The following is a 23,774-nucleotide window of genomic DNA, read 5'->3' as shown; positions in this document are numbered from 1 at the left end:
TAAAGAAAGAGCGTCCTGAACGGAAAGCTCTTTTTTTTTTGACCCAGATAGAGTATTATTGTAATGATGGTTTTAGAAGGAGCGAACGGAAAACGCAAGAAACCCGCTCACTCTTCTTCTAATTCTTTAAGAAATAGTTAATGTACGCTTATTAACTAAACGAGAATCTAAGTATAAGGAGTTTTTTCTTTGGCTAAAAAAATTAACAATGAGTACAATGATGCCTCTATCCAAGTCCTAGAAGGATTGGAAGCAGTGAGGAAAAGACCTGGTATGTATATCGGTTCAACCGATAGCCGTGGACTCCATCACTTAGTCTATGAAATTGTCGATAACGCAGTCGATGAAGCGTTATCTGGCTACGGGAATGAAATCAACGTAACTATCCAAAAAGATAATAGTATTTGTGTTGCAGACTCTGGCCGCGGAATGCCAACAGGGATGCATGCTTCTGGTATCCCAACAGTAGAAGTTATTTTTACTGTCTTACATGCGGGTGGTAAGTTTGGCCAAGGTGGCTATAAAACTTCAGGCGGACTCCATGGGGTGGGTGCCAGTGTTGTTAATGCCTTATCTAAGTGGTTAGAAGTTCATATTGTTCGTGATGGCGTAGAATACATGGAACGATTTGAGGACGGCGGTAAACCAGTTGGTACCTTAAAAAAAATCGGCAAAACAAAAAAACGCAACGGTACCTCCGTTACTTTTTTACCTGACGACACCATTTTCTCTACGACAAATTTTTCTTACGAAATTTTAGCAGAACGTTTGAGAGAATCAGCTTTCTTATTAAAAGGCGTCAAAATTACTTTAACAGATGAACGTGGGGAAGAACCCAAAGAAGAAGTCTTCCACTACGAAGAAGGCATTAAAGAATTTGTTGCCTATCTAAATGAAGAAAAAGATACATTAACACCCGTTGTTTATTTTTCAGGAGCCAAAGAAGGTATTGAAGTTGAATTAGCTTACCAATACAACGATGGCTATTCTGAAAATGTTTTATCTTTCGTTAACAATGTCCGCACAAAAGATGGCGGTACCCACGAAGTCGGTATGAAAACGTCAATGACAAAGGCGTACAATGAATATGCACGGAAAGTGGGACTATTAAAAGAAAAAGATAAAAATTTAGAAGGTAGCGACTTCCGTGAAGGCTTAGCAGCTGTCCTTTCTATTCGAGTACCAGAAAACTTACTACAGTTCGAGGGTCAAACCAAAGGGAAATTAGGCACACCTTTAGCAAGAACCGTTGTCGATAACGTCGTAGGCGAACAAATGGGCTTCTATTTACAAGAAAACAGTGAAATGAGTCAATCATTAATTCGGAAAGCGATTAAAGCCCGTGAAGCCCGTGAAGCGGCTCGCAAAGCTCGTGAAGAAAGCCGGAACGGTAAAAAACGGAAAAAAGGTGAATCGTTACTTTCTGGAAAATTAACCCCGGCTCAATCCAGAAATCCTAAGAAAAATGAATTATATCTTGTCGAAGGAGACTCGGCCGGTGGTTCAGCAAAACAAGGACGCGATCGGAAGTTTCAAGCCATTTTACCGCTACGAGGAAAAGTCATTAATACGGAAAAAGCGAAAATGCAAGACATCTTGAAAAACGAAGAAATCAATACTATGATCTATACAATTGGCGCAGGCGTTGGTCCTGAATTTTCAATTGAAGATTGTAATTATGATAAAATCATCATCATGACCGATGCGGATACCGATGGTGCCCATATTCAAGTGTTGCTATTAACGTTCTTCTATCGTTATATGAAACCATTAATTGAAGCCGGCAAAGTCTACATTGCCTTACCACCTCTTTATAAAGTTTCTAAAGGAACTGGAAAAAAATCAGTCATTGAGTATGCTTGGACCGATGGTGAATTGGCAGAAGTGATTGATAAAGTTGGTAAAGGCTATATGCTCCAACGCTATAAAGGTCTGGGGGAAATGAATGCAGAACAACTTTGGGAAACAACGATGGATCCTGAAACTAGAACCTTAATTCGTGTTCGGATTGATGATGCAGCTCAAGCAGAACGCCGTGTGACCACATTAATGGGCGACAAAGTCGAACCTCGTCGAAAATGGATTGAACAACATGTTCAATTTACATTGGAAGAAGATGGCAGTATTTTAGATCGTTCAGAAGAAGACACTTCTGCACCAACAGGAGAAAGTCTTTTAGATGCGGAAAAAACAAAAGAAGCAGAACAAACCGATGACACTGAAATCAGTTTGTTTGACATAGAGTAGGGAGTGACAATTTTGGAAAAACGCCAAGAAGTTCAAGAATTAACCCTTGAAGAAGTAATGGGCGATCGTTTTGGAAGATATTCCAAATACATCATTCAAGAACGGGCCCTACCAGATATTCGAGATGGGCTAAAACCAGTACAACGCCGCATTCTCTTTTCAATGAATAAAGACGGCAATACCTTTGATAAAGGCTTTCGTAAATCAGCAAAATCTGTCGGAAACATTATGGGGAATTATCATCCCCATGGCGACAGTAGTATTTATGAAGCGATGGTGCGTCTAAGTCAAGACTGGAAATTACGGGAAGTACTAATTGAAATGCACGGAAACAACGGAAGTATGGATGGCGACCCACCAGCGGCGATGCGTTATACAGAAGCTCGTTTATCACAGTTAAGTGGTGAGTTGTTAAAAGATATCGACAAAAATACCGTCGATTTCGTCTGGAATTTTGACGATACAGAAAAAGAACCCACTGTTTTACCAGCCAAATATCCTAATTTATTGGTAAACGGCTCAACGGGGATTTCAGCAGGCTATGCAACAGAAATTCCTACGCATAATTTAGCGGAAATCATTGATGGAACTGTGTATTTAATTGATCATCCTAATGCAAGTTTAGAGAAATTAATGGAATACATTCCAGGACCAGATTTCCCAACAGGTGGGATTCTACAAGGAAAAGCAGAAATTAAAAAAGCCTACGAAACCGGCCGTGGTAAAGTAATTTTACGTGCGAAGACAAAGATTGAGCCTTTAAAAGGCGGCAAACAACAAATTGTCATTTCTGAAATTCCTTATGAAGTCAACAAAGCAACGCTAGTGAAGAAGATGGATGAAATCCGTTTAAATAAAAAAGTAGACGGCATTGCCGAAGTTCGTGACGAAAGTGACAGAACTGGCTTGCAAATTGTTGTTGAACTAAAAAAAGATGTCAATGCAGAAGGTATTTTAAATTATCTATTTAAAAACACTGAATTGCAAATCAATTACAACTTTAACATGGTAGCCATCGACAACATGACCCCGCAACAAGTGGGCCTAAAACGGATTTTAGAAAGTTACATTACGCATCGCAAATCAGTTATCATTAACCGTTGTCAATTTGAGTTGGACAAAGCTCGCAAACGTGAGCACATTGTTGCTGGTTTAATTAAAGCATTGTCTATCTTAGATAAAGTGATTGCAACAATCCGTGGCAGTAAAGATAAAAAAGATGCGAAGAAGAACTTAGTATCCGACTATGCGTTTACTGAAGAACAAGCTGAAGCAATCGTTACTTTACAGCTATACCGTTTAACCAATACGGATATTACTGATTTACAAGAAGAAGCGAAAACTTTAGAACAACAAATTGCTGAGTTATTGAACATTTTAAACAATGAAAAAGAACTATTCTCAGTCATGAAAAAAGAACTTCGCGAAGTTAAAAAGCAATATGGCAATCCGCGCTTAACTCAAATTGAAGAGGAAATCCAAGAAATCAAGATTGAAACAGCCGTGTTAGTTGCGCAGGAAGACGTGGTCGTAACCGTGACGCACGAAGGCTATATCAAGCGGAGTAGTATTCGTTCTTATACAGCATCAAAACCAGAAGAAATCGGCATGAAAGAAGGCGACTTTTTATTATATGCTGGCGAAGTCAATACATTAGATCATCTTTTACTAGTAACAAATAAAGGGAATATGATCTATCGCCCCGTCCATGAGTTGCCAGATTTACGCTGGAAAGAAATTGGCGAACATATTTCTCAAACCATTTTAAATCTTGCTATCGATGAATCGATTATTGCTGTATATCCTTATAAAGAGTTAAGTCCGACAAAAACCTTTGTTTTCATTACAAAAGCTGGCATGATTAAACAAACCAAAATGGCTGATTTTGAGCCTTGGCGCACTTATAAGAGCCGCCCGACATCTTGTATGAAATTAAAATCAGACCAAGATGAAATTACCAATGTTTATTTAACAAATGATCAAGACTTATTGGATGTTTTCCTCGTTAGCAATCGCGGTTTTGGCTTACGTTATCCATTATATGAAGTACCAGTCGTGGGTAGTAAAGCGGCTGGAGTTAAATCAATGAATCTCAAAGAAGACGATTATGTCGTTAATGGTTTACTGGTTCATTCTGAAGGGGATACACCGATTGTCATCGTTACCCAACGTGGCGGTGTTAAACGCATGTTAGCCCAAGAATTAACACAATTAGGACGAGCAAAACGTGGATTAATGGTCTTACGGGAATTGAAGAAAAATCCACATCGTGTTGTCTTTATGTCTGAAAGTACCGATTTAGATTTATTAGTTACTACGCAAAAAGGCACACAAGAAGTTATTCAGTCGAAAAACTATCCAATCAGTGAACGAACATCCAACGGTTCCTTTGTCATCGATGAACAAAAAGATGGCCAAGTAATGGAAGTCCACGAGATGCATTCTGCAGTGATTGAAGAAGAACAAACAAACTAAACTGTGTTATAAATATCTCCACAGCAGCCATCTGTATTAATACAGATGGCTGCTGTTTTTTAATACAGAAGTACATTTTTCACAAGTGATAACAACTATAAATCGTTCTTATTTTCACAAGTATAAATGTTTATATATCAGCGTTTAGAATCTTCGATCCCCATTTATTTATTAAGAAAGTGCAATAAATAATAAAAAAACGCTTGCATCTAAAAGGTTATGTGTTATACTAATCACATAAAGCTGTTACATACAATCAAGTAGCAGTTAACTAAGGAGGCAAACACTTCATGAAACAATGGGAAGGCTTTAAAGGCGACAAATGGAGAACAAGCGTTGACACTCGTGATTTTATTCAAAACAACTACACAGAGTACAAAGGCGACGACAGTTTCTTAGAACCAATCGCTCCGAGCACTGACAAATTATGGACAAAACTACAAGAATTATTTGAAATCCAACATGAAAAAAATGGCGTTTATGACATGGATAGCGATATCCCAGCAACTATTACGTCACATGAACCTGGTTACTTAATCAAAGAAGAAGAAAAAATTGTCGGTTTACAAACAGATGTACCATTAAAACAAGCATTTATGCCATTCGGTGGTATTAAAATGGCGAACAATGCCTTAGTTTCAAATGGTTATGAAACTGACGAAGAAATGACAAAAATCTTCACAGAATACAGAAAAACACATAACCAAGGTGTTTTTGATGCCTACACAGCTGAAATGCGTTTAGCACGTAAAAACAAAATCATTACTGGTCTTCCAGATGCTTATGGTCGTGGCCGTATTATCGGTGACTATCGTCGTATCGCATTATATGGTATCGACTACTTAATGGAACAAAAGAAAAAAGATCATGATAACACTGGTAACAAAGAAATGACAGACGATGTTATTCGCTTACGTGAAGAAATTTCTGAACAATACCGTGCGTTAAATGACTTAAAACAAATGGCTGCTTCTTATGGTTTCGATATTTCTCGTCCTGCTGCAAATGCGCAAGAAGCAATCCAATGGTTATACTTTGGTTACCTAGGTGCCATTAAATCTCAAAATGGTGCGGCAATGTCAATTGGTCGTATCTCAGCATTCTTAGATATCTATATCCAACGTGACTTAGAAGCAGGTTTAATCACTGAATTTGAAGCACAAGAAATGATTGACCATTTAATCATGAAATTACGTATGGTTAAATTTGCACGGACACCAGAATACAACCAATTATTCTCTGGTTATCCAATTTGGGCAACATTATCTATTGCTGGTATGGGTATTGACGGTCGTTCATTAGTTACCAAAAATGACTTCCGTATCTTACACACATTAACAAACATGGGACCATCTCCAGAACCTAACTTAACTGTATTATATTCTTCTCACTTACCAGAAGGCTTCAGAACATATGCAGCTAAAATCGCGAAAGAAAGCTCATCTATCCAATTTGAAAACGATGACTTATTACGTGAAAACTGGGGTTCTGACGACTGTGCAATCGCATGTTGTGTTTCTGCAACAGTTATGGGTAAAGATATGCAGTTCTTCGGCGCTCGTGCGAACTTAGCGAAAGCTGTTCTTTATGCAATTAACGGCGGGGTCGACGAAAAAACTAAAATGCAAGTAGCACCAAAATATCGTCCAATGACTGGTGACAAATTAGATTACCATGAATTCATGGAACGCTATAAAGACATCTTAGACTGGTTAGCTGAATTGTACGTTAACACATTAAACATTATTCATTACATGCATGATAAATATGCATATGAAGCACCACAATTAGCTTTAATGGATACTGATTTACAACGGACATTCGCAACTGGTATTGCCGGAATCTCTCATGCGACTGATAGTATCATGGCAATTAAACACGGTGAAGTAGAAGTAATCCGTGACGAAGATGGTATGGCAATTGATTATGTACCAACAAAAGAATTCCCAACATACGGAAACGATAACGAAGAAGCTGATGCAATGGCTAACTGGATTTTAGATTACTTTATGACACAAATTAAACGTCAACACACATACCGTAACTCTAAACCAACGACTTCATTATTAACAATCACTTCAAACGTTGTTTATGGTAAAGCAACAGGGAACACGCCTGACGGACGTCGTGCCGGCAAACCTCTTGCACCAGGTGCGAACCCAAGTTATCAAGACGGTAAATTCTTAGGTGAGAAAAATGGCTTGTTAGCTTCATTAAACTCAACAGCTCGTTTAGAATATACAATCGCTTTAGATGGTATTTCTAATACACAAACCATCAACCCTAATGGTTTAGGTAAAGACGACGACACAAGAATTAACAACTTACGTAACGTATTAGATGGCTACTTCGATAAAGGTGGTTACCACTTAAACGTAAACGTATTTACAAACGAATTATTATTAGATGCACAAGCACATCCAGAAAAATATCCAAACTTAACTATCCGTGTATCTGGATATGCCGTGAAATTCCGTGACTTAACTCCTGAACAACAAGCAGACGTTATTTCAAGAACTTCACACGACAGACTATAAAAAACATTTACATTATTTAACTGAAAGGGTGACATTCAACGTGTCATCCTTTTCGTTTGAAAGAAGAGGGATCATTATGACAACACCAGTTACAGGTAGAATTCATTCAACAGAAAATTTTGGTACCGTTGATGGCCCAGGTGTCCGTTTTATCGTATTTACACAAGGGTGTCGCATGAGATGTCAATTCTGTCATAATCCAGATACTTGGAAAATTGGTTCCGGTGGTCGTGTGGTGACGACTGACGAAGTATTAGAGGAAGCATTACGTTTTCGCTCTTATTGGGGCGAAAAGGGTGGTATCACTGTCAGTGGTGGTGAGCCGCTATTGCAAATGGACTTTTTGATCGATTTATTTAAAAAAGCCAAAGCACAAGGCATTCATACAACCTTAGATACGTGTGGCAAGCCTTTTACTCGGGAAGAACCCTTCATTAGTCAATTTGATGAATTGATGAAGTATACAGATTTACTCTTATTTGACATCAAACATATTGATAACGAGCAACATAAACTGTTAACAACGCAATCAAATGATAATATTTTAGAGATGGCTACCTATTTATCTGAAATTGACAAACCTGTTTGGATTCGCCACGTATTGGTGCCTCAACGTAGTGATTACGACGAATATTTAATCCGTCTGGATGCCTTCATAAAAACATTAAACAATGTAGATAAAGTTGAAGTGCTTCCTTACCATACGATGGGCAAGTACAAATGGGAAGAACTAGGTATTCCTTATCCATTAGAAGGAATTGAGCCTCCTAAAAATGATCGTGTTGAAAATGCGAAAAAACTACTACATGTCGAGGACTATCAAGGTTATCTAGCACGTTAACAAACGAAAAAATAGAAAAGAAGACAATTTTTTTGTTGTTTCTTTTCTATTTTTTGTTATCATTAAGAGTGAATCAAAACCAAGGAGTGTGTATTATGTCAAAAATTTTAGTTTTTGGACACCAAAATCCTGATACAGATGCTATCGGAGCAGCAATTAGTTTTGCTTACTTACAAAAAGAATTAGGAAAAGAGACAGAAGCTGTCGCTTTAGGAACACCAAGTGAAGAAACTCAATATGCCTTAGATTATTTTAATATTGAAGCACCACGTGTTGTCACTGAAGCAGCTAGCGAAACAAACCAAGTCATGTTAGTGGATCATAACGAATTCCAACAAAGCATTTCAGATATCGCTGAAGTAAACATTTTAGCAGTAGTGGATCATCACCGGATTGCCAACTTCGAAACAGCAGATCCATTGTATTATCGTGCAGAACCAGTAGGGTGTACCAGTACAATCATCTATAAAATGTTTAAAGAAAATAACGTGACAATTCCAGCTCAAATTGCTGGTATGATGGTCTCAGCGATTATTTCTGATACATTATTATTTAAATCACCAACTTGCACACAAGAAGACATCGATGCAGCGCACGCCCTAGCTGATATTGCTGAAATCAATTTAGAAGGCTATGGTCTTGACTTATTAAAAGCAGGAACAAATTTAAGCGATAAATCAGCTGAAGTCCTTTTAGATTTAGATGCTAAGAGCTTCCCAATGAACGGCAAAACAGTTCGCGTTGCCCAAGTAAATACCGTCGATTTAGCAGAAGTTTTAGATCGTCAAGCTGAATTAGAAGCAGCTATGGCCGCAGAAAATGCAGCCAATAATTATGACTTGTTTGTCTTAATTATTACGAATATCTTAGACAGTGATTCTGAATTATTAGCGATTGGTGCGGAACAAGCCAAAATTGAAGCAGCGTTCAATGTAACACTAGTTAACAATCGTGCGTTCTTACCCGGCGTTGTTTCTCGTAAAAAACAAGTAGTACCACAATTAACAGAAGTCTTTAACTAAAACCGTAAGCGCCTAAGCAACGCGATAAATTCCTTGTTGCTTAGGCGCTTCAATAGTAAAGGGGCGTTAACATGAATGATTTAGCAATTTACTATCATTCTCCGCAACAAACGAAACAATACAATCATTTGCTCAACCAATCACTTTTTTTCCCTCTTGTTACTTTTATGTATGAACATCGGGAAGAAAGAATCATTTTAAGACAATTAAAAGCGGCCTTTGCAACAGAAGCCAAGTTAGAACAATTTTTATCAGAAATGATTGATTGTCAGTTAATCATTCGGGAAAATCGTCAATATCGTTTGAATTTTCCTATTTATACGGCAGCTGAAGTTGCGAGTTTGCCCTTGGCTGAAGACGAACTTCCTAAATTTAAAGGAACTGTAACAGAGCAATTATTTTGGCTAGCTGAATCTTTTTGGCCACAAGTGTTTCCAGAAGAGGAAGACTATTTTTTTGGCGTGAGCGGTGGCCCCTCATTTTATCAAAAACAAAGATTGGCCTCGGCACAACTATCTATAATTACGCTTGAAAAAGAGAAGACAGAGGTTCCAACAATGCCTCGTTATTTTGATTATTTGGGCAAAGAGGAAGCCTTGCCAGAAGCCTTCAGCGCTTTATATGACTTGCTAGGGGACGTAAATCCTGAATACTATCTTTCGCAAGCGAGAAGAGTCATTAAACAAGCTCTGCGAGGCCGCAAAGTCAGTACTGTGCCTAATATTTTTCAAGAAAGTTTGCACTTGACCCAAGTGATTACGATTGACCAGGACCACTTAAAACTCCTTTTACCAGTAGCAACGGAACAAGCCGAGCCTTTAGAAGCACAGTCGGATATTCTAGCATTTTATTATGAAAAAATTGCTAACCGATCGGCCATCGAACGCTTAGTTTTTATGCAACAATTGATTGAGCAACTAGGTACGAACTCTCTAAGTTATCTTAGAATAAATTAAAGTTACGATAATTTTATTATGTAAACTAAAAATCAATAACAAGAAATGACGCCGCTTCTTAGTGAGAAATGGCGTCATTTCTTTTGCGAACTTTTTTCGTCCAAAACCCACCGGAAATGAACTTAGGCTCATAGGAAATGATAAATGCTCTCGGCTCTAATTGATTGATTAATTTGTACAATGTACGTTCGTTTTTTCTTGGGGAAAGAATTTCTAAAACCATTCGTTCTCCTTCGCGTCCGTAGGCGACACTTTGCGTAACACCATAGCCGTGTTCACGAAGTGTTTCTGGTAAATGAAATTGTTCAGTAGTAGAAGGGAGGATAACCGATACCATAATATAACCCAAGGCCAAATAGTCTTCGATTTTAATTCCTACACTAATGCCAACAGCGTAACCAAGCGCATAAACAAGTAAATTTAAAGGATTGTCTAACCGATTCAGAACCATACTTAGCCCTAAGACATAAATTGTTATTTCAGCCATACTAACCAGCGGTGCAATAACCCGATAACCTTTCATCGTTAACATAAAACGAATAGTATTTAAGGTAATATACGCAAAATTAATGATAAAAATCATAGCTAACATTTTCAAATCAACGACCATAAAATAAGTACTTCTTTTCAAAATCTTTACATCCAGCCCTCATTATAGTACAGAAAAACTGAGAATCAAAGGCGAAACACTTATAGAAATGAATTCTTTTTTGAATACTCGCTCATATTATTCGCCTAATTTAACTGTTATTTGATATAATCTTAGTATGAAGTAAGAAGGAGGTAAGCGATGAAAATTTTTGTTTGGATTTTGTTATTTTTATTAGTAATTAACGTTATTGCTGCCTTAATTACTGTTTTTAGAAAACCTCGTAGTATTTCCAGCGTTTTAGCATGGATGATGACGTTGATTTTCTTGCCTGGTATCGGCTTTATTATTTACTTATTCTGTGGGCGAGGTATCGATGGACAAGAAGTTTTTAAATTGTCTGATGATGAAAAACAAATGGTTCAACGAATTAAAGAAAAAGTGGACGTTGATAACAAAAAAGCAGGGCGCGATAAACGTTATGATTTACTTTATGATGCGAAAGTTTTAAATCGTTATTTCCGGAATATGGACGCATCACCGTTGGCCAAAAGAAATAGTTTGCAATTATTCACAGATGGCCAAGAAAAATTCCAAGCATTATTTGAAGATATTCGTGCAGCGAAAGAAACCGTTCATGTGGAATATTATGCGTTTTTTAATGACACGATTGGCAATCAATTTTTAGATGTATTAATCGAAAAGTTGCATGAAGGCGTGGAAGTTTACTTAATTTACGATCCTTGGGGTTCACCCGGCGCAAACAAAAAGTTTTTTGCTCGTTACGTTGACGCTGGAGGAAAAGTAGCTCCCTTTATTACTTCTCGCGATATGATCCGTAAAACACGTCTAAATTATCACTTGCATCGGAAAATTGTTGTCATCGATGGGAAAATTGGCTGGACCGGCGGGTTCAATGTTGGGGATCAATATTTGAATGTCACCGAAAAATTTGGTTACTGGCGAGATACCCATATTCGTTTGGTCGGGACGGCCGTATTTTCATTGCAAGAGATATTTATCATGGATTGGAATGCTTCAGTCAAATATCCTGAAGAACGTATGACGTATCATGAAAAATATTTTAAATTACCAGAAGATCATGAAGTGGAGCATTTGTCCTTACAAGTTGTTTCAGATGGTCCTGATTCAGAAGAAGAAATTTTGAAAAGCGGGTTTGTTCGGATGATTTTTTCTGCAGAAAAGAGCGTCTGGATTCAAACACCGTATTTAATCCCTGATGATAGTATGATTAATGCGTTGTTAGTGGCGGTTCGTTCGGGTGTGGACGTGCGAATTATGATTCCTTGTATGCCTGACCATCCCTTTATTTACCGCGCAACACAATATTACGCGAATTACTTACACAAACGCGGCATTAAAATTTATATTTATGATAGTGGGTTTATTCATGCAAAAACAATGGTGATTGATGATGAATTAGCTATGGTTGGGACAACAAACCAAGATATTCGCAGTTATTCATTGAATTTTGAGGTAAGTACGTTTATTTACAATCCCGACATTGCGTGGATGTTAGCGCAAGTCTTTGAAGAAGATATAGAAAAAAGTGTCTTACTAACCGACGAGATAATTAAAAAACAAGGGTACTGGCTACGCTTCAAGCAAAACTTTTCACGCTTGTTGTCCCCAGTCTTGTAATCAAATAAATCAGCAGTGAATGTAGTAAACTACTATTTTCACTGCTGATTTTAGTAACAAAACACTGAGGTGGTCTACCTAATTCATTGATAATCCCTCTAAATAATGGTAAATTAAAAATAAATTCAATCAGCTATTCTATCGTGAGAAACATAGTTATTACGTAGATCAGATCAAAGGGACATTCACGACGAGCAAATATTGAGTGTGTTTGCTGAAACGTGCATGTGTGATTTGGTCTTTTTTATTGAGCTGTTATTTTATAGATAAGGAGTGGTCATCATGGACTACCAAGCGATAGCAAAAGAAATTTTGAAAGACGTAGGTGGCAAAGACAATATCGTGGATGTCACACATTGTTATACACGATTGCGTTTCATATTGAAAGATACGAAACAAGCGAACAAAGAAGCCTTACTACAAACAGAAGGTGTCATTTCTGTTGTTGAAAGTGGCGGGCAGTATCAAGTGGTTTTAGGCAATAAAGTCGCGCATGTTTATAATGCTCTAGAACCTTTGTTGGCTCAGCAACTTACGACCAAAACATCTACAAAAGAAAAAAATTCATTAGGCAATCGAATTTTAAATACTGTTGCCGCGATTTTCACACCTGTCGTACCAGCAATTGCCGCTTCAGGCATGTTAAAAGGAATTCTAGCCATCGCTGTGATGGTCGCAAACAATTTTTACCAGGTCGATTTAAAACCTTTGAATACGTATATTATTTTAAGCGCCGCTTCCGATGCACTTTTTTATTTTATGCCAGTTATTTTAGGTTATTCAGCTGCTAAGGTTTTCAAAACAAACGAATATATCGCCATGGTAATTGGTGCCACCTTATGTTATCCAACCATCGTTTCATTAATGACTGAAGAATCAGCGGTTACCTTGTTTGGATTACATGTGACCAAAGCCAATTATGTTTCCACAGTAATTCCTATTATTCTTGCAATTTTTATGTTAGCTTATGTGCAACGCTTTTTGGAAAAAGTCATTCCAGAAGTTCTAAAAATTATTATGGTTCCTACGCTGTCATTACTTTTAATGATTCCAGCCACTTTATTATTATTTGGACCGATAGGGATTTATTTAGGTGACGGCGTGAATTGGTTGTATTATTATATAATGAATTTTAGTCCCATCTTGTTAGGCGGTTTTATCGGCGGAATTTGGTGTGTCTTAGTCATTTTTGGGGCTCACCGCGGACTTGTGCCAATTGGGATTAATGATGTCGCTCGAACAGGGCGGCAAAATTTGCTAGCGTTTGCTGGTGCAGCAAACTTTTCTCAAGCGGGCGCCGCATTTGGCGTGTTTGTCCGCACAAAAAATAAAGACTTGAAAGCTGTTGCTGCCTCTGCAACAGTGACTGCATTATTTGGTATCACAGAACCAGCCATTTATGGTGCAAACTTGCGGCTAAAAAAACCGATGATTTATGCGGTGGCTAGCGGAGCAGCAGGCGGGGCCTTAATGGGCTGGGGCGGTTCCTACGGGACAGCCTTCGCTAACCAAGGACTCTTGACCATCCCAGTTTACGCAGAAGCAGGAACCAAAGCCTTTATTTGTTATTTATTAGGTTGTGGCATTGCTTTTTTTGGTGCATTTCTATTAACGATTTTTCTAGGCTTTAATGATTTACCGCTTGACGAGTCACGTCAAGAACCCGGCTTAAAGACAGAGGCAGGGACAGTCAAAGAAAAGCAACGGATTCAAGCACCTGTTCAAGGACAACTCGTATCTTTAGACCAAATCAACGATGAAGTCTTTGCTTCTCAACAAATGGGAAAAACGCTAGCTATTTATCCGACAGAGGAACAAATTGTTTCACCAGGAAATGGGCAAGTGACGGCTTTATATCCAACTCATCATGCAATTGGCTTAAAGTTAGACAATGGTGCTGAAATCCTCCTTCACATTGGAATCAATACAGTCGAATTAAAAGGGCGGGGATTTGAAACGTTCGTAAAAGTAGGAGAAAGGGTCAGACTAGGACAAAAACTGCTCTCTTTTGATAAACAAATCATCCAAGCTGCTGGTTATGATCCAACCGTCTTAGTCATCGTAACAAATACTGCGGAAATGGCTGTAATTGAGACAACCAAACAAACAGAGATTACACCACAAACAAATTTATTTTTCATGCAAGTAAAGGAGCAAAACTAATGGTTAAACAATTTAAGAACGATTTTTTATGGGGCGCTTCTTCATCCGCTTTTCAAATTGAGGGCGCTTGGAATGAGGACGGCAAAGGCCTAACAGTTGCTGATTACAATTCTTTTAAAAAGTCAGCTGTACAAGCAGATACGAAAGTCGCCAGCGATTTTTACCATCATTTCAAAGAGGACATTGCGTTAATGAAAGAATTAGGCTTAAAAACCTATCGTTTTTCTCTTTCATGGGCACGAATCATTCCAACAGGTGATGGCGAAATCAATCAAGCCGGCATCGATTTTTATAATGCCGTCATTGATACACTTTTAGAAAACGATATTTTGCCGTTTGTCACACTTTATCATTTTGATTTACCTTTTGCGTTGGTGGAAAAATACAATGGTTGGGCGGATCGTCGCTGCGTTTCCGCATTTCAACGCTATGCGCAAGTCTGTTATCAAGCGTTTGGTGATCGAGTCAAAAATTGGCAAGTTACAAACGAACAAAACTTAATGATTCGTGTCGATGAACGAATGAATATGTACGACGTTGCACCAGAAAATGCTGAAAAAATTCGTGCACAAATGGATTACCATATGTTTGTTGCCCATGCGTTAGCGACGAATGATTGTCACCAATTGGTTGCTGGGGGAAAAGTCGGTCCCTCTGTTTCCTCAACGATGACTTATCCTAGTTCTAATAAGCCTGAAGATGTTTGGGCGGCTCGTATGAATGATAACTTTAAAACGAATTACGCTCTAGAAATGTATTGTTTTGGCGAATACCCTGGTTACTATCAAGAGTATTTGACCAAATGCGGCATTTATCCCGAAACACAGCCAGAAGATCAAGCAATTTTGAAAGCCGCTAAACCAGATTTTATCGCTCTTAATTATTATCGGACGTTAGTCGCTAGCTATTTACCGACAGATGAGCAACACCCATTGGGTACGAAAGAAAAGGACATTGATTTTGATCTATACGGTTATTTTAAAATCGAAAAAAATCAACATTTAAAAACCTCTAAGTATGGCGCCCAAATTGATCCAACTGGTCTACGTTTAGTTTTAAATGATTATTATCGTCAATACCGTTTGCCGTTAATCATTACAGAAAACGGCTTAGGCACACCAGATCACCTAACAGAGGACGGAAAAATTCATGATGATTATCGAATTGCGTATTTGCATGATCATATTGCTGCTTGTCATGCGGCTATTTCTGACGGTGTTGAGTTGTTTGGCTATTGCCCTTGGTCGGTCATGGATATTTTAAGTTCTCATCAAGGATTCAAAAAACGCTACGGTTTTATTTACGTCAATCGTGAAGACCATGAGTTAAAAGATTTACGACGCATTAAAAAAGATAGTTTTTATTGGTACCAATCAGTTATTAAAAATAATGGGTTATCAGAAGAATAGTGCCCAAAAAAGGATCATCCATTGCATAAGCGGGTGATCCTTTTGTTTTCAAGTTCTCTCATTCCGTGTTAGGCTTAAGTTAATAAACCCATTAAAGGTGGTGAGAGAGATGAATAATTACGATTTATGGAAATGGGCTGCCGGGAAACGAACCGAAAAAAATAAAAATGAAACCTATAGCGCCAAAAATTGGTGGTATGTTTTACTAATGCTCGGTGTATTTGTAGGGATCATGTTGTTGTATTATTTAATCTCTGTGCTTTGGAATTAAGGGAAAATAGGCAAATGAGGAATTAAGAATAAAAAAAGACACCTGAAAAGGTGTCTTTTTTAACAGGATTCAGACAATGATAGCTGAATCGGAATAGGATAATTTTCCTCGAGTGCAACATCAGGATCCTTCATTCTACGAAGCAGTAAGTCAATCATAACGTCACACATCTCGTCGATTGGCTGCACAATGGTTGATAGTTGTGGGGCAATTCTTTTGATTAATTTTGTCCCATCATAACCAATTACTTTTAATTCTTCAGGAATGGCTATCTTCAATTTTTGAGCAATATTCATAACTGTAATTGCTGTCAAATCATCTGTACAAAAGATGCCGTCTACAGTTTTATTTTGAAGCAAACGTTCGATTTCTAGATTTTTTAATGTTGTTGAGGTCCCATTATCAATTTGTAGAATCGTTTTTTCTGCGCCATATTTTTCCATTGTTTGTTTATAACCAGCCAATCGATAATCGCTAGGTGCGCCTGTGTTATTAGCACCAGTAATAATTGCAATCTTTTGTGCACCACTTGCAAATAAGGCTTCAGTGGCTTTTTGGCCCCCTTGAAAGTTTTGCGAAGAGACAATTGGAATGCCAGGTGCCAAGAAACGGTCAAAGGAAACAATAGGTAGTGAAACATTTTCATATTCGTTAATAGCTAAGTTATGGCTACCAGTGATTACACCGTCCACTTTATTTGCAGCGAGCATTCGTAAATAGGCGCGCTCTTTTTCTGGATCTTTTTCACTATCACATAAAATCACTTTATATCCTTGAACAAAGAGCTTTCTTTCCAGTGTTTCAATTAATTCACCAAAAAATGGATGACTAACAGAAGGGAAGACTAAACCAATCAGCTGCGTACTTTTTCCTTGGAGGCTTCTGGCTAATCCATTAGGTTGATAATTTAATTCTTCCATCGCTTGATGAACTTTATCAATTGTTTTTTGACTAAGATAACCATAATTATTAATCACGCGGCTTACCGTTGTCGGGCTCACCCCAGCAAGCTTTGCTACATCCGTTAATTTAACCACCATCAAAATTCACCATCATTCCTAATTATTCGTATTTTCCAGCTCATAAAAACAAGCTTTTGCCGTCTTGGATAGATGAAGATACTGTTGCGCTTTATCTGGAAAGAAGCGACCAGTCATCGTTTTTTCACCTTTATTTACATAGATTTCTGCAACAGAGCAATCAACAAAAATAGTTAACTGAACTGACTTATTTTTCCTAATTTTAGTTTCACGAATTGTGCCATACTTTTCAGCAAAAGGTTGGCCAGCAAATGTTCGATCAAGGGTTATTTTACCATGAATCGTATCAATTGTAATTAAAAGTCCTTTTGAACCCGTTTCGTTCGCTAAAAGCCGAATAAAAGCAATCTCATTTTTGGGAATATCCACTTCTAATTCAAAAGAAGCAGTAGATAAAAAATGGCAGCCATTTGATAAAGTAGTGGCGGATTGACGAAGCATTTCTGTTTCAGAAACTGGATATTGAAATAGTTTCCCGTTGTGAATTGTGAGTTCTTTAACCAGACTTAAGCCATTTGCCCAACCCTCCACATCACTTGGGTAAGTGATTTCTGGCAACCCAATCCAACTGACCGCAAGTGCACGACCATCTGGCGCATTAAAGGCTTGAGTGGCGTAGACATCAAATCCTTCATCTAAATTTTCAAAAGGCCCAGCCTGAACTAAAGAAAGATTCTCCAAATCAAACGTTTCGGCCAATGTGTACATATTCGGATAGATATTCTGATAACTTTTTACAGATGGAGATAGACCTTGTGGGCAAAATAATAAGACAGGCTGGCCATCAATAAATACCAAATTGGGGCATTCAACCATGTAGCCTAATTCTTGGTCGGTGAACGTCAATTCGCCAAGTTGATGAAAATTGTGTACATTTCGATCTTTAGAAAAATAGACCACAATTTTTCCTTGTCCATTTAAATCACTAGCACCAATTAATAAAACAAGTCCTTCTTGATAAGGAAATACCATCGGATCACGAAAATGGGAAGAATAATTGGGGTCAATAGGTAGGAATGGTGTTGATTCCTTTGTGATCGCACCTAAAGAATTCAGCCATGCAATATTTTGATATGCAAATCGTTGCCAAGTTTGATCACGAACATTCCCTGTATAAAATAAACATAGTTGGTTATCTATTGGTAAAGCTGAGCCTGAATAGACGCCATGAGAATCATATTCAGAGTCGGGATAAAGGGCAATTCCTTCATAATCCCAGTGAATTAAGTCGGAGGAAGTTAAGTGGGCCCAACTTTTTAGTCCGTGAACACTCCCGAAAGGAAACGCTTGATAAAATAAATGCCACTGGTTATTGAAATACGAAAAACCGTTGGGATCATTTAGTAGTCCTGTCTGTGGTTGAATATGATACTTAAAACGCCAACTAGATTGCGCGGTAATAGAAGTTAGATTTTCGAGGTGAGCAGATGTCCAAGAAGAATAAGGCGCATAACGTAATTCATCAGTCCATTGGTTCATGATGCTTGACATAAGTAATGTCTCCTTTATTAGAAAATAGTAGTTAGTCTAATAGTATAAACAAATCAGAAAAAAGTCAAACGTATAACATATATAAATCTATTTAAATCAAAAGAATATTATAATTTACATTTATTTATGATAAACGTTTGACATATTACGCAAAAACGAGTATCATACAAAATGTAAAAACGGTTACAGAAAAAATTAACAGGACTAGTTTAAGAGTGAGGAGAACCAGAATGAACAGAAATTGGTGGCAAAAAGAAGTGGCCTATCAAATTTATCCACGTAGCTTTTCGGATAGTAATAATGACGGAATTGGTGATTTACAAGGCATTATTCAAAAACTGGATTACTTAGAAAATTTAGGAATTACGCTGATTTGGCTGAGTCCAATGTACCCGTCGCCAATGGCTGACAATGGATATGATATTTCAGACTATTATGGTATTTCTAGCGATTTTGGTACAATGGCAGACTTCGATGAACTCATTGAAGAAGCAAAAAAACGAAACATAAAAGTTATTTTAGATTTGGTGGTAAACCATACATCTGATGAACATGCTTGGTTTCAAGATGTTTTAAAAAATCCTCAAAGTCGTTTTCGAGACTTTTATATTATAAAAGAAGGACGAGAAGCACCTACAAATTGGCGGTCTAACTTCGGTGGTAGTGTTTGGGAAAAATTACCTGGGGAAGATGCCTACTACTTTCATGCCTTTCATAAAAAACAGCCGGATTTAAATTGGGAAAATCCTGAACTACGCAAAGAAATCTATCAAATGATTCGTTTTTGGTTAAACAAAGGAATTGCTGGTTTTCGTGTAGATGCGATTAATTTTATTAAGAAAGATTTGACTTGGACAAACTTACCTGCTGATGGGGCAGATCAATTAGCCAAAGTAACAAAAGCTAGTAGAAACATGCCAGGAATGAGTGACTTTCTGAACGAATTAAAAGAAAAAGCTTTTGCTGGCTTTGATATTGTCACAGTTGCCGAAGCAGCCGGCGTCAATTATCTAAATTTATCAGAATTTATTGGAGAAACAGGGTATTTCGACATGATTTTTGACTTCAAATGGGCTGATTTGGATGTGAAATCAGGAAGCGAATGGTTTTATAGAATCGATTGGTCTTGGAATGATTTACGCACATTAATTTTCAAACAGCAAGAAGCCATGCAAGAGGCTGGTTGGAGTGCAAATTTTATTGAAAATCATGATCAACCTCGAGCGACAACGAAATATTTAAAAGAACAGGCTCAACAGCCAAATGCGGTTAAAACATTCGGCGCCATGTATTTCTTTTTAAGGGGCACGCCTTTTATTTACCAAGGACAAGAATTAGGAATGACCAATTTTGAAAGGGGTTCGATTGATGAATTCGATGATATTTCTAGCATTGATCAATACTATCGAGCAATAAAAGAAGGATTTACGCCCAAAGAAGCCTTGTCACTTGTCAATTTGCGTAGTCGAGACAATGCCCGCACGCCTTTTCCATGGAATGATTCTATGTATGGCGGTTTTTCAAGCGTCAAGCCTTGGTTAGGAATGGTGGATAATTATAAAGAAATCAATGCCGAAGCAGAAATAAAAAATAGTCAAAGTATTTTTCATTTCTATAAGCGGATGATTGCATTTCGTCAAAAGAGTCCCTATACAGACATCTTACTTTATGGAACATTTGAGGGTCTGTCAAATCTTCCAGATAATGTTATTGCTTATAAACGCAAATTAAATGAAAAAACGATTTACGCCTTTTTTAATTTTGGTGAGGCGGTTCCAATCCCTCATTATTTAGTTAATGGCACAGTTATTTTTGATACACAGTCTGAAGAACGAGAGCAATTAGTTCAGCAGGGAACATTATTAAAAAGCTATCAAGGACTATTGATTACTATAAATGAGTAGCTAGGAGGAGTATAACATGGCAGAAAATTATCAGCAGGCAGCCAAAGACATTATTCAATTAATCGGTATGGATAACATTATATCGGTCACCCATTGTCAAACGCGGTTACGTTTTATTTTGAAGGACCATGAACAAGTAGATGGTAAACAACTAGAAAAAATCGATTTAGTCAAGGGGGTTTTTTATAATGGTGGTCAATACCAAGTGATTTTAGGAACTGGTATTGTGACTAAAGTGTATGATGAAATAGAAAAACTTGGAATCAATGTTGTGTCAAAAGCAGAGCAAACAGCAATTTTAAAAAATAATGAAACAGGCATGCGCAAAACAATGCGCATTTTAAGTGAAATATTCATTCCAATTGTTCCAGTAATTGCAGCAACAGGATTGTTCCTAGGGTTAAAAGGTGTTATTTTTAACGATACTTTTTTACAATTATTCGGAGCAAGTGTAGCCAATATTCCTGAAAGCTTTCAACAAATTGTCTCTGTCATTACAGATACCGTCTTTGCCTTTTTGCCAGCTTTGATTGTTTGGTCTACCTTTAAAGCATTTAATGCGACGCCTGTAATCGGGATTGTTATTGGTTTAATGATGGTATCACCCATTTTACCAAACGCTTATGCAGTTGCAACACCAGATTCTGGCGTGAAAGCTATTATGGCTTTTGGTTTTATCCCAGTTGTCGGTGCACAAGGGTCCGTTTTAAGTGCAATTGCTGCTGGTATAATTGGCGCAAAGATTGAACTTTTTTTCCGAAAAAAGATGCCGAATATTCTTGATCAAATTTTTACACCCTTTATGACTATGTTAATTACTTTTTTAATCATGATTCTCGGAATTGGCCCAATTTTGCATACCGTTGAATTAGGCATGGTAGATGTTGTCCAATGGTTGATTGGGTTGCCCTTAGGACTAGGTGGTTTCGTGATTGGTGCCTCATATCCTTTAATGGTTTTGATTGGTATTCATCATACACTAACTATGGTAGAAACATCATTATTAGCAAATACAGGATTTAATGCATTGATTACAATATGTGCCATGTATGGGTTTGCTAACGTTGGCAGTTGTTTAGCCTTTGCGAAAAAAGCGCAAGATAGCAAAGTGAAGTCGACAGCCATTGGTTCTATGTTGTCTCAATTATTTGGAGTTAGTGAGCCTGTGTTATTTGGATTACTTATTCGTTGGAACTTAAAACCACTGCTATGTGTCTTGTTTACATCAGGTTTAGGCGGAGCAATTTTAGCTATTTTTCATATTCAATCAAATTCTTATGGCTTAGCCGTTATTCCTTCTTTCTTAATGTATATCTATAGTGCACATCAATTAGTGATCTATTTATTAGTCGCACTTTTATCTGTCGGTGTATGTTATGCATTAACCAGTCTATTTGCAATTCCGCAAGAGGTTTTGATTTCAGATAAAGTAATCGAAGAGGAAGAACGCGAAGTCTTTGAAATGCAACATAACACCTTAGATGAACAACTTTTTTCTCCGGTAAATGGTTACGCCATGAATCTTACTGCTGTTAATGACCCGGTATTTTCAAGCGAGATGATGGGCAAAGGTTTAGCAATCATGCCAACAGCGAACAAGGTTTACGCGCCTGCAGATGGTTTATTAAACTTGGTTGCAGAAACTGGACACGCTTATGGTATCCAAACGGACGCAGGAGCTGAAGTATTAATTCATATAGGAATTGATACTGTCACATTGGGGCAGGAGGTCTTTCAGACACAAGTAACCCAAGGTCACCGTGTTAAAAAAGGAGATCTTTTAGGAACGTTCGATCGAAAAGCCATTAAAGAAGCTGGGCTTGACTCAACTGTCATGGTTATCATTACAAATACTTCAAGTTATTTAAGCGTAGAGCCAATGATGTCAGATCATAATGAAATTACGCCGGAACAAATCATTTTAAATCTAAATACACCTAACTAAACAAAAGAACAGCAAGAAGTGATAACTACTTCTTGCTGTTCTTTTTCTTAATAAAAAACCAATGATTTTCGGTTGTATTTGTCTGTCCGTTTGTAGTATCATTGAGTCAGTTTTAAAGGAAACATGCCAAGTATGGAAGACCATACTTGACACGCATTGACTAATTAAACATGGGGAACGTTGCCATAAGTTGATGTTCCAGTCAATAATGCAAGTAAATCAAACATAGCATGTACCTCCTTTAATTGATAATCAAAGTATAACATTTTTTAATGAATTTACATAATAATACAAGTGGAGGTCTGTTCGTGAAGGTAGCAGGAGACAAAATAAAACAAGCGAGAAAACTTAAAAAAATCACACAATCAGAGCTGGCTAACGGCATCTGTACGCAAGCAACAATTAGTAATATTGAAAACCGTAATCTATGTGACAGTTTAGATATTTTCTCATCTATTTGCCTCCGATTAGATTTAGAAGTAGAAGAATGCATGATGATTTCTGAAGAAAAGAAAATTGAAAATCTACTAAACAAAGTCGAGGATTTATCTTTACGGTTATTTCACTTAGAGGCCTACAATTTATTACAAGAAGTGCCTGAAGGTCTTATCTTATCTAATAATGAACTAACGACTAAATTGTTATATTATAAGGGAATTACTTGTTTATTAGGAAAAAAAGATAAAGCAGAGGCCTTGTTTTACCTATATCGGGGCGCGGAAATTGACCGTAAAGTCAATATTTACAACATTTTAAGCCTGAATGCGCTAGGTACGCTATATGAACTGGAAAAAGATATGAGAAAAGCGCAAGTGTATTACGAAAAATCATTACAAGAATTGGAACAATTTAAATTAGAATGTTCCTTGGAGCGTTGTAGAATTTATTATAATTCTGCTAAATTCTACTCGGAAATGAAAGACTACCAAAAAAGTGTCACTTTAAGCGAAAAAGGGATTCAGATTTGTCGTGACAAACACTCCATTTATTTGCTAGATTATCTTTTATATGAAAAAGCCTTTAATAAACAAATGCTCGGGGAAGACACAGCCGATGACTATCGTCAAGCCTATTATTTTACACAATTTTTTGGCAATACAGAAGTCCTACAATATATTGAGAAAGATATGAAAGCTTTTAATATTTCCTATTAATTTAAATCAAAAAGCCGATAAAAGCTGAAAACCCAGTTTTTATCGGCTTTTTGAAAAGTCTAGGCAAG

16 protein-coding genes are annotated in these 23,774 nt (G+C 37.4%); 13 read left to right on the top strand and 3 right to left on the bottom strand.

Annotated features, from left to right (window positions below; all coding sequences use genetic code 11):
• Positions 1-189 precede the first annotated feature (189 nt).
• The 6 genes from parE (at position 190) to IGL42_RS06385 (ending at position 10,078) form a co-directional block, all read left to right on the top strand.
• On the top strand, positions 190-2,247 hold the full coding sequence (parE, locus tag IGL42_RS06410) for a DNA topoisomerase IV subunit B (RefSeq protein WP_002381887.1): 2,058 nt from the start codon (positions 190-192) through the stop codon (positions 2,245-2,247).
• A 12-nt stretch (positions 2,248-2,259) separates the two neighbouring features.
• Positions 2,260-4,722, top strand: coding sequence for a DNA topoisomerase IV subunit A (parC, locus tag IGL42_RS06405; protein WP_002357527.1), 2,463 nt, complete (start codon positions 2,260-2,262; stop codon positions 4,720-4,722).
• Positions 4,723-5,012: 290 nt separating this feature from the next.
• Positions 5,013-7,259 (top strand): formate C-acetyltransferase, encoded by a 2,247-nt coding sequence (gene pflB / locus IGL42_RS06400; protein ID WP_002357529.1) that lies wholly within the window; start codon positions 5,013-5,015, stop codon positions 7,257-7,259.
• A gap of 76 nt (positions 7,260-7,335) precedes the next feature.
• The gene (pflA, locus tag IGL42_RS06395) at positions 7,336-8,100 is read left to right on the top strand and encodes a pyruvate formate-lyase-activating protein (protein WP_002357530.1); all 765 of its coding nucleotides are present in this window, start codon (positions 7,336-7,338) and stop codon (positions 8,098-8,100) included.
• Between the two features lie 95 nt (positions 8,101-8,195).
• Positions 8,196-9,122 carry a manganese-dependent inorganic pyrophosphatase gene (locus IGL42_RS06390; RefSeq protein ID WP_002360265.1) on the top strand — a complete coding sequence of 309 codons (927 nt, stop codon included), beginning with the start codon at positions 8,196-8,198 and terminating at the stop codon, positions 9,120-9,122.
• Between the two features lie 71 nt (positions 9,123-9,193).
• Positions 9,194-10,078: a DUF1803 domain-containing protein gene (locus IGL42_RS06385; protein ID WP_002360266.1), complete on the top strand. Its 885-nt coding sequence runs from the start codon at positions 9,194-9,196 to the stop codon at positions 10,076-10,078.
• A 58-nt stretch (positions 10,079-10,136) separates the two neighbouring features.
• On the opposite strand, the gene IGL42_RS06380 is transcribed toward IGL42_RS06385, so the two are convergent.
• A complete protein-coding gene (locus IGL42_RS06380) occupies positions 10,137-10,688 on the bottom strand; it encodes a DUF2179 domain-containing protein (protein WP_002361848.1) in 552 nt (183 codons plus the stop codon).
• A 180-nt stretch (positions 10,689-10,868) separates the two neighbouring features.
• Between IGL42_RS06380 and cls the strand changes: the two genes are divergently transcribed.
• The 4 genes from cls (at position 10,869) to IGL42_RS06360 (ending at position 16,172) form a co-directional block, all read left to right on the top strand.
• On the top strand, positions 10,869-12,329 hold the full coding sequence (gene cls / locus IGL42_RS06375) for a cardiolipin synthase (RefSeq protein ID WP_002371124.1): 1,461 nt from the start codon (positions 10,869-10,871) through the stop codon (positions 12,327-12,329).
• A 282-nt stretch (positions 12,330-12,611) separates the two neighbouring features.
• Complete coding sequence (locus IGL42_RS06370) at positions 12,612-14,492, top strand: beta-glucoside-specific PTS transporter subunit IIABC (RefSeq protein WP_010710371.1); 1,881 nt, start codon at positions 12,612-12,614, stop codon at positions 14,490-14,492.
• A complete protein-coding gene (locus IGL42_RS06365) occupies positions 14,492-15,901 on the top strand; it encodes a glycoside hydrolase family 1 protein (RefSeq protein ID WP_010710372.1) in 1,410 nt (469 codons plus the stop codon). The genes IGL42_RS06370 and IGL42_RS06365 overlap by 1 nt, the downstream gene beginning before the upstream one ends.
• Before the next feature lie 109 nt (positions 15,902-16,010).
• A complete protein-coding gene (locus tag IGL42_RS06360) occupies positions 16,011-16,172 on the top strand; it encodes a hypothetical protein (protein WP_002357537.1) in 162 nt (53 codons plus the stop codon).
• A 59-nt stretch (positions 16,173-16,231) separates the two neighbouring features.
• Here the strand turns inward: IGL42_RS06360 and IGL42_RS06355 are convergent, their stop codons facing one another.
• Positions 16,232-17,212: a LacI family DNA-binding transcriptional regulator gene (locus IGL42_RS06355; RefSeq protein WP_002366709.1), complete on the bottom strand. Its 981-nt coding sequence runs from the start codon at positions 17,210-17,212 to the stop codon at positions 16,232-16,234.
• An 18-nt stretch (positions 17,213-17,230) separates the two neighbouring features.
• Positions 17,231-18,691 carry a sucrose-6-phosphate hydrolase gene (locus IGL42_RS06350; RefSeq protein WP_025191823.1) on the bottom strand — a complete coding sequence of 487 codons (1,461 nt, stop codon included), beginning with the start codon at positions 18,689-18,691 and terminating at the stop codon, positions 17,231-17,233.
• Between the two features lie 242 nt (positions 18,692-18,933).
• On the opposite strand from IGL42_RS06350, the gene IGL42_RS06345 reads away from it, so the two are divergent.
• From IGL42_RS06345 to IGL42_RS06335, 3 genes are all read left to right on the top strand, one after another.
• The gene (locus IGL42_RS06345; protein ID WP_002382333.1) at positions 18,934-20,607 is read left to right on the top strand and encodes a glycoside hydrolase family 13 protein; all 1,674 of its coding nucleotides are present in this window, start codon (positions 18,934-18,936) and stop codon (positions 20,605-20,607) included.
• A 16-nt stretch (positions 20,608-20,623) separates the two neighbouring features.
• A complete protein-coding gene (locus tag IGL42_RS06340) occupies positions 20,624-22,552 on the top strand; it encodes a sucrose-specific PTS transporter subunit IIBC (protein ID WP_002357541.1) in 1,929 nt (642 codons plus the stop codon).
• 272 nt (positions 22,553-22,824) lie between these two features.
• Positions 22,825-23,706 (top strand): helix-turn-helix domain-containing protein, encoded by an 882-nt coding sequence (locus IGL42_RS06335; protein WP_002357542.1) that lies wholly within the window; start codon positions 22,825-22,827, stop codon positions 23,704-23,706.
• Positions 23,707-23,774 lie beyond the last annotated feature (68 nt).

Origin of the sequence: Enterococcus sp. DIV0712, from assembly GCF_050554855.1 — a bacterium.
Classification (GTDB): Bacteria; Bacillota; Bacilli; order Lactobacillales; family Enterococcaceae; genus Enterococcus; species Enterococcus faecalis.
The sequence above is the reverse complement of the archived record's forward strand: the minus strand, read 5'-3'. Positions and strand labels throughout refer to the sequence as shown.

What these genes read in the sequence shown, in the direction of transcription:
- IGL42_RS06390 (WP_002360265.1), top strand. Translation starts at nt 8,196, where the DNA reads ATGTCAAAAATTTTAGTTTTTGGACACCAAAATCCTGATACAGATGCT.
- IGL42_RS06340 (WP_002357541.1), top strand. Translation starts at nt 20,624, where the DNA reads ATGGCAGAAAATTATCAGCAGGCAGCCAAAGACATTATTCAATTAATC.
- IGL42_RS06360 (WP_002357537.1), top strand. Translation starts at nt 16,011, where the DNA reads ATGAATAATTACGATTTATGGAAATGGGCTGCCGGGAAACGAACCGAA.
- IGL42_RS06385 (WP_002360266.1), top strand. Translation starts at nt 9,194, where the DNA reads ATGAATGATTTAGCAATTTACTATCATTCTCCGCAACAAACGAAACAA.
- IGL42_RS06335 (WP_002357542.1), top strand. Translation starts at nt 22,825, where the DNA reads ATGAATTTACATAATAATACAAGTGGAGGTCTGTTCGTGAAGGTAGCA.
- IGL42_RS06350 (WP_025191823.1), bottom strand. Translation starts at nt 18,691, where the DNA reads ATGAACCAATGGACTGATGAATTACGTTATGCGCCTTATTCTTCTTGG.
- IGL42_RS06365 (WP_010710372.1), top strand. Translation starts at nt 14,492, where the DNA reads ATGGTTAAACAATTTAAGAACGATTTTTTATGGGGCGCTTCTTCATCC.
- pflB (WP_002357529.1), top strand. Translation starts at nt 5,013, where the DNA reads ATGAAACAATGGGAAGGCTTTAAAGGCGACAAATGGAGAACAAGCGTT.
- IGL42_RS06345 (WP_002382333.1), top strand. Translation starts at nt 18,934, where the DNA reads ATGAACAGAAATTGGTGGCAAAAAGAAGTGGCCTATCAAATTTATCCA.
- IGL42_RS06380 (WP_002361848.1), bottom strand. Translation starts at nt 10,688, where the DNA reads ATGGTCGTTGATTTGAAAATGTTAGCTATGATTTTTATCATTAATTTT.
- IGL42_RS06370 (WP_010710371.1), top strand. Translation starts at nt 12,612, where the DNA reads ATGGACTACCAAGCGATAGCAAAAGAAATTTTGAAAGACGTAGGTGGC.
- IGL42_RS06355 (WP_002366709.1), bottom strand. Translation starts at nt 17,212, where the DNA reads ATGGTGGTTAAATTAACGGATGTAGCAAAGCTTGCTGGGGTGAGCCCG.
- pflA (WP_002357530.1), top strand. Translation starts at nt 7,336, where the DNA reads ATGACAACACCAGTTACAGGTAGAATTCATTCAACAGAAAATTTTGGT.
- cls (WP_002371124.1), top strand. Translation starts at nt 10,869, where the DNA reads ATGAAAATTTTTGTTTGGATTTTGTTATTTTTATTAGTAATTAACGTT.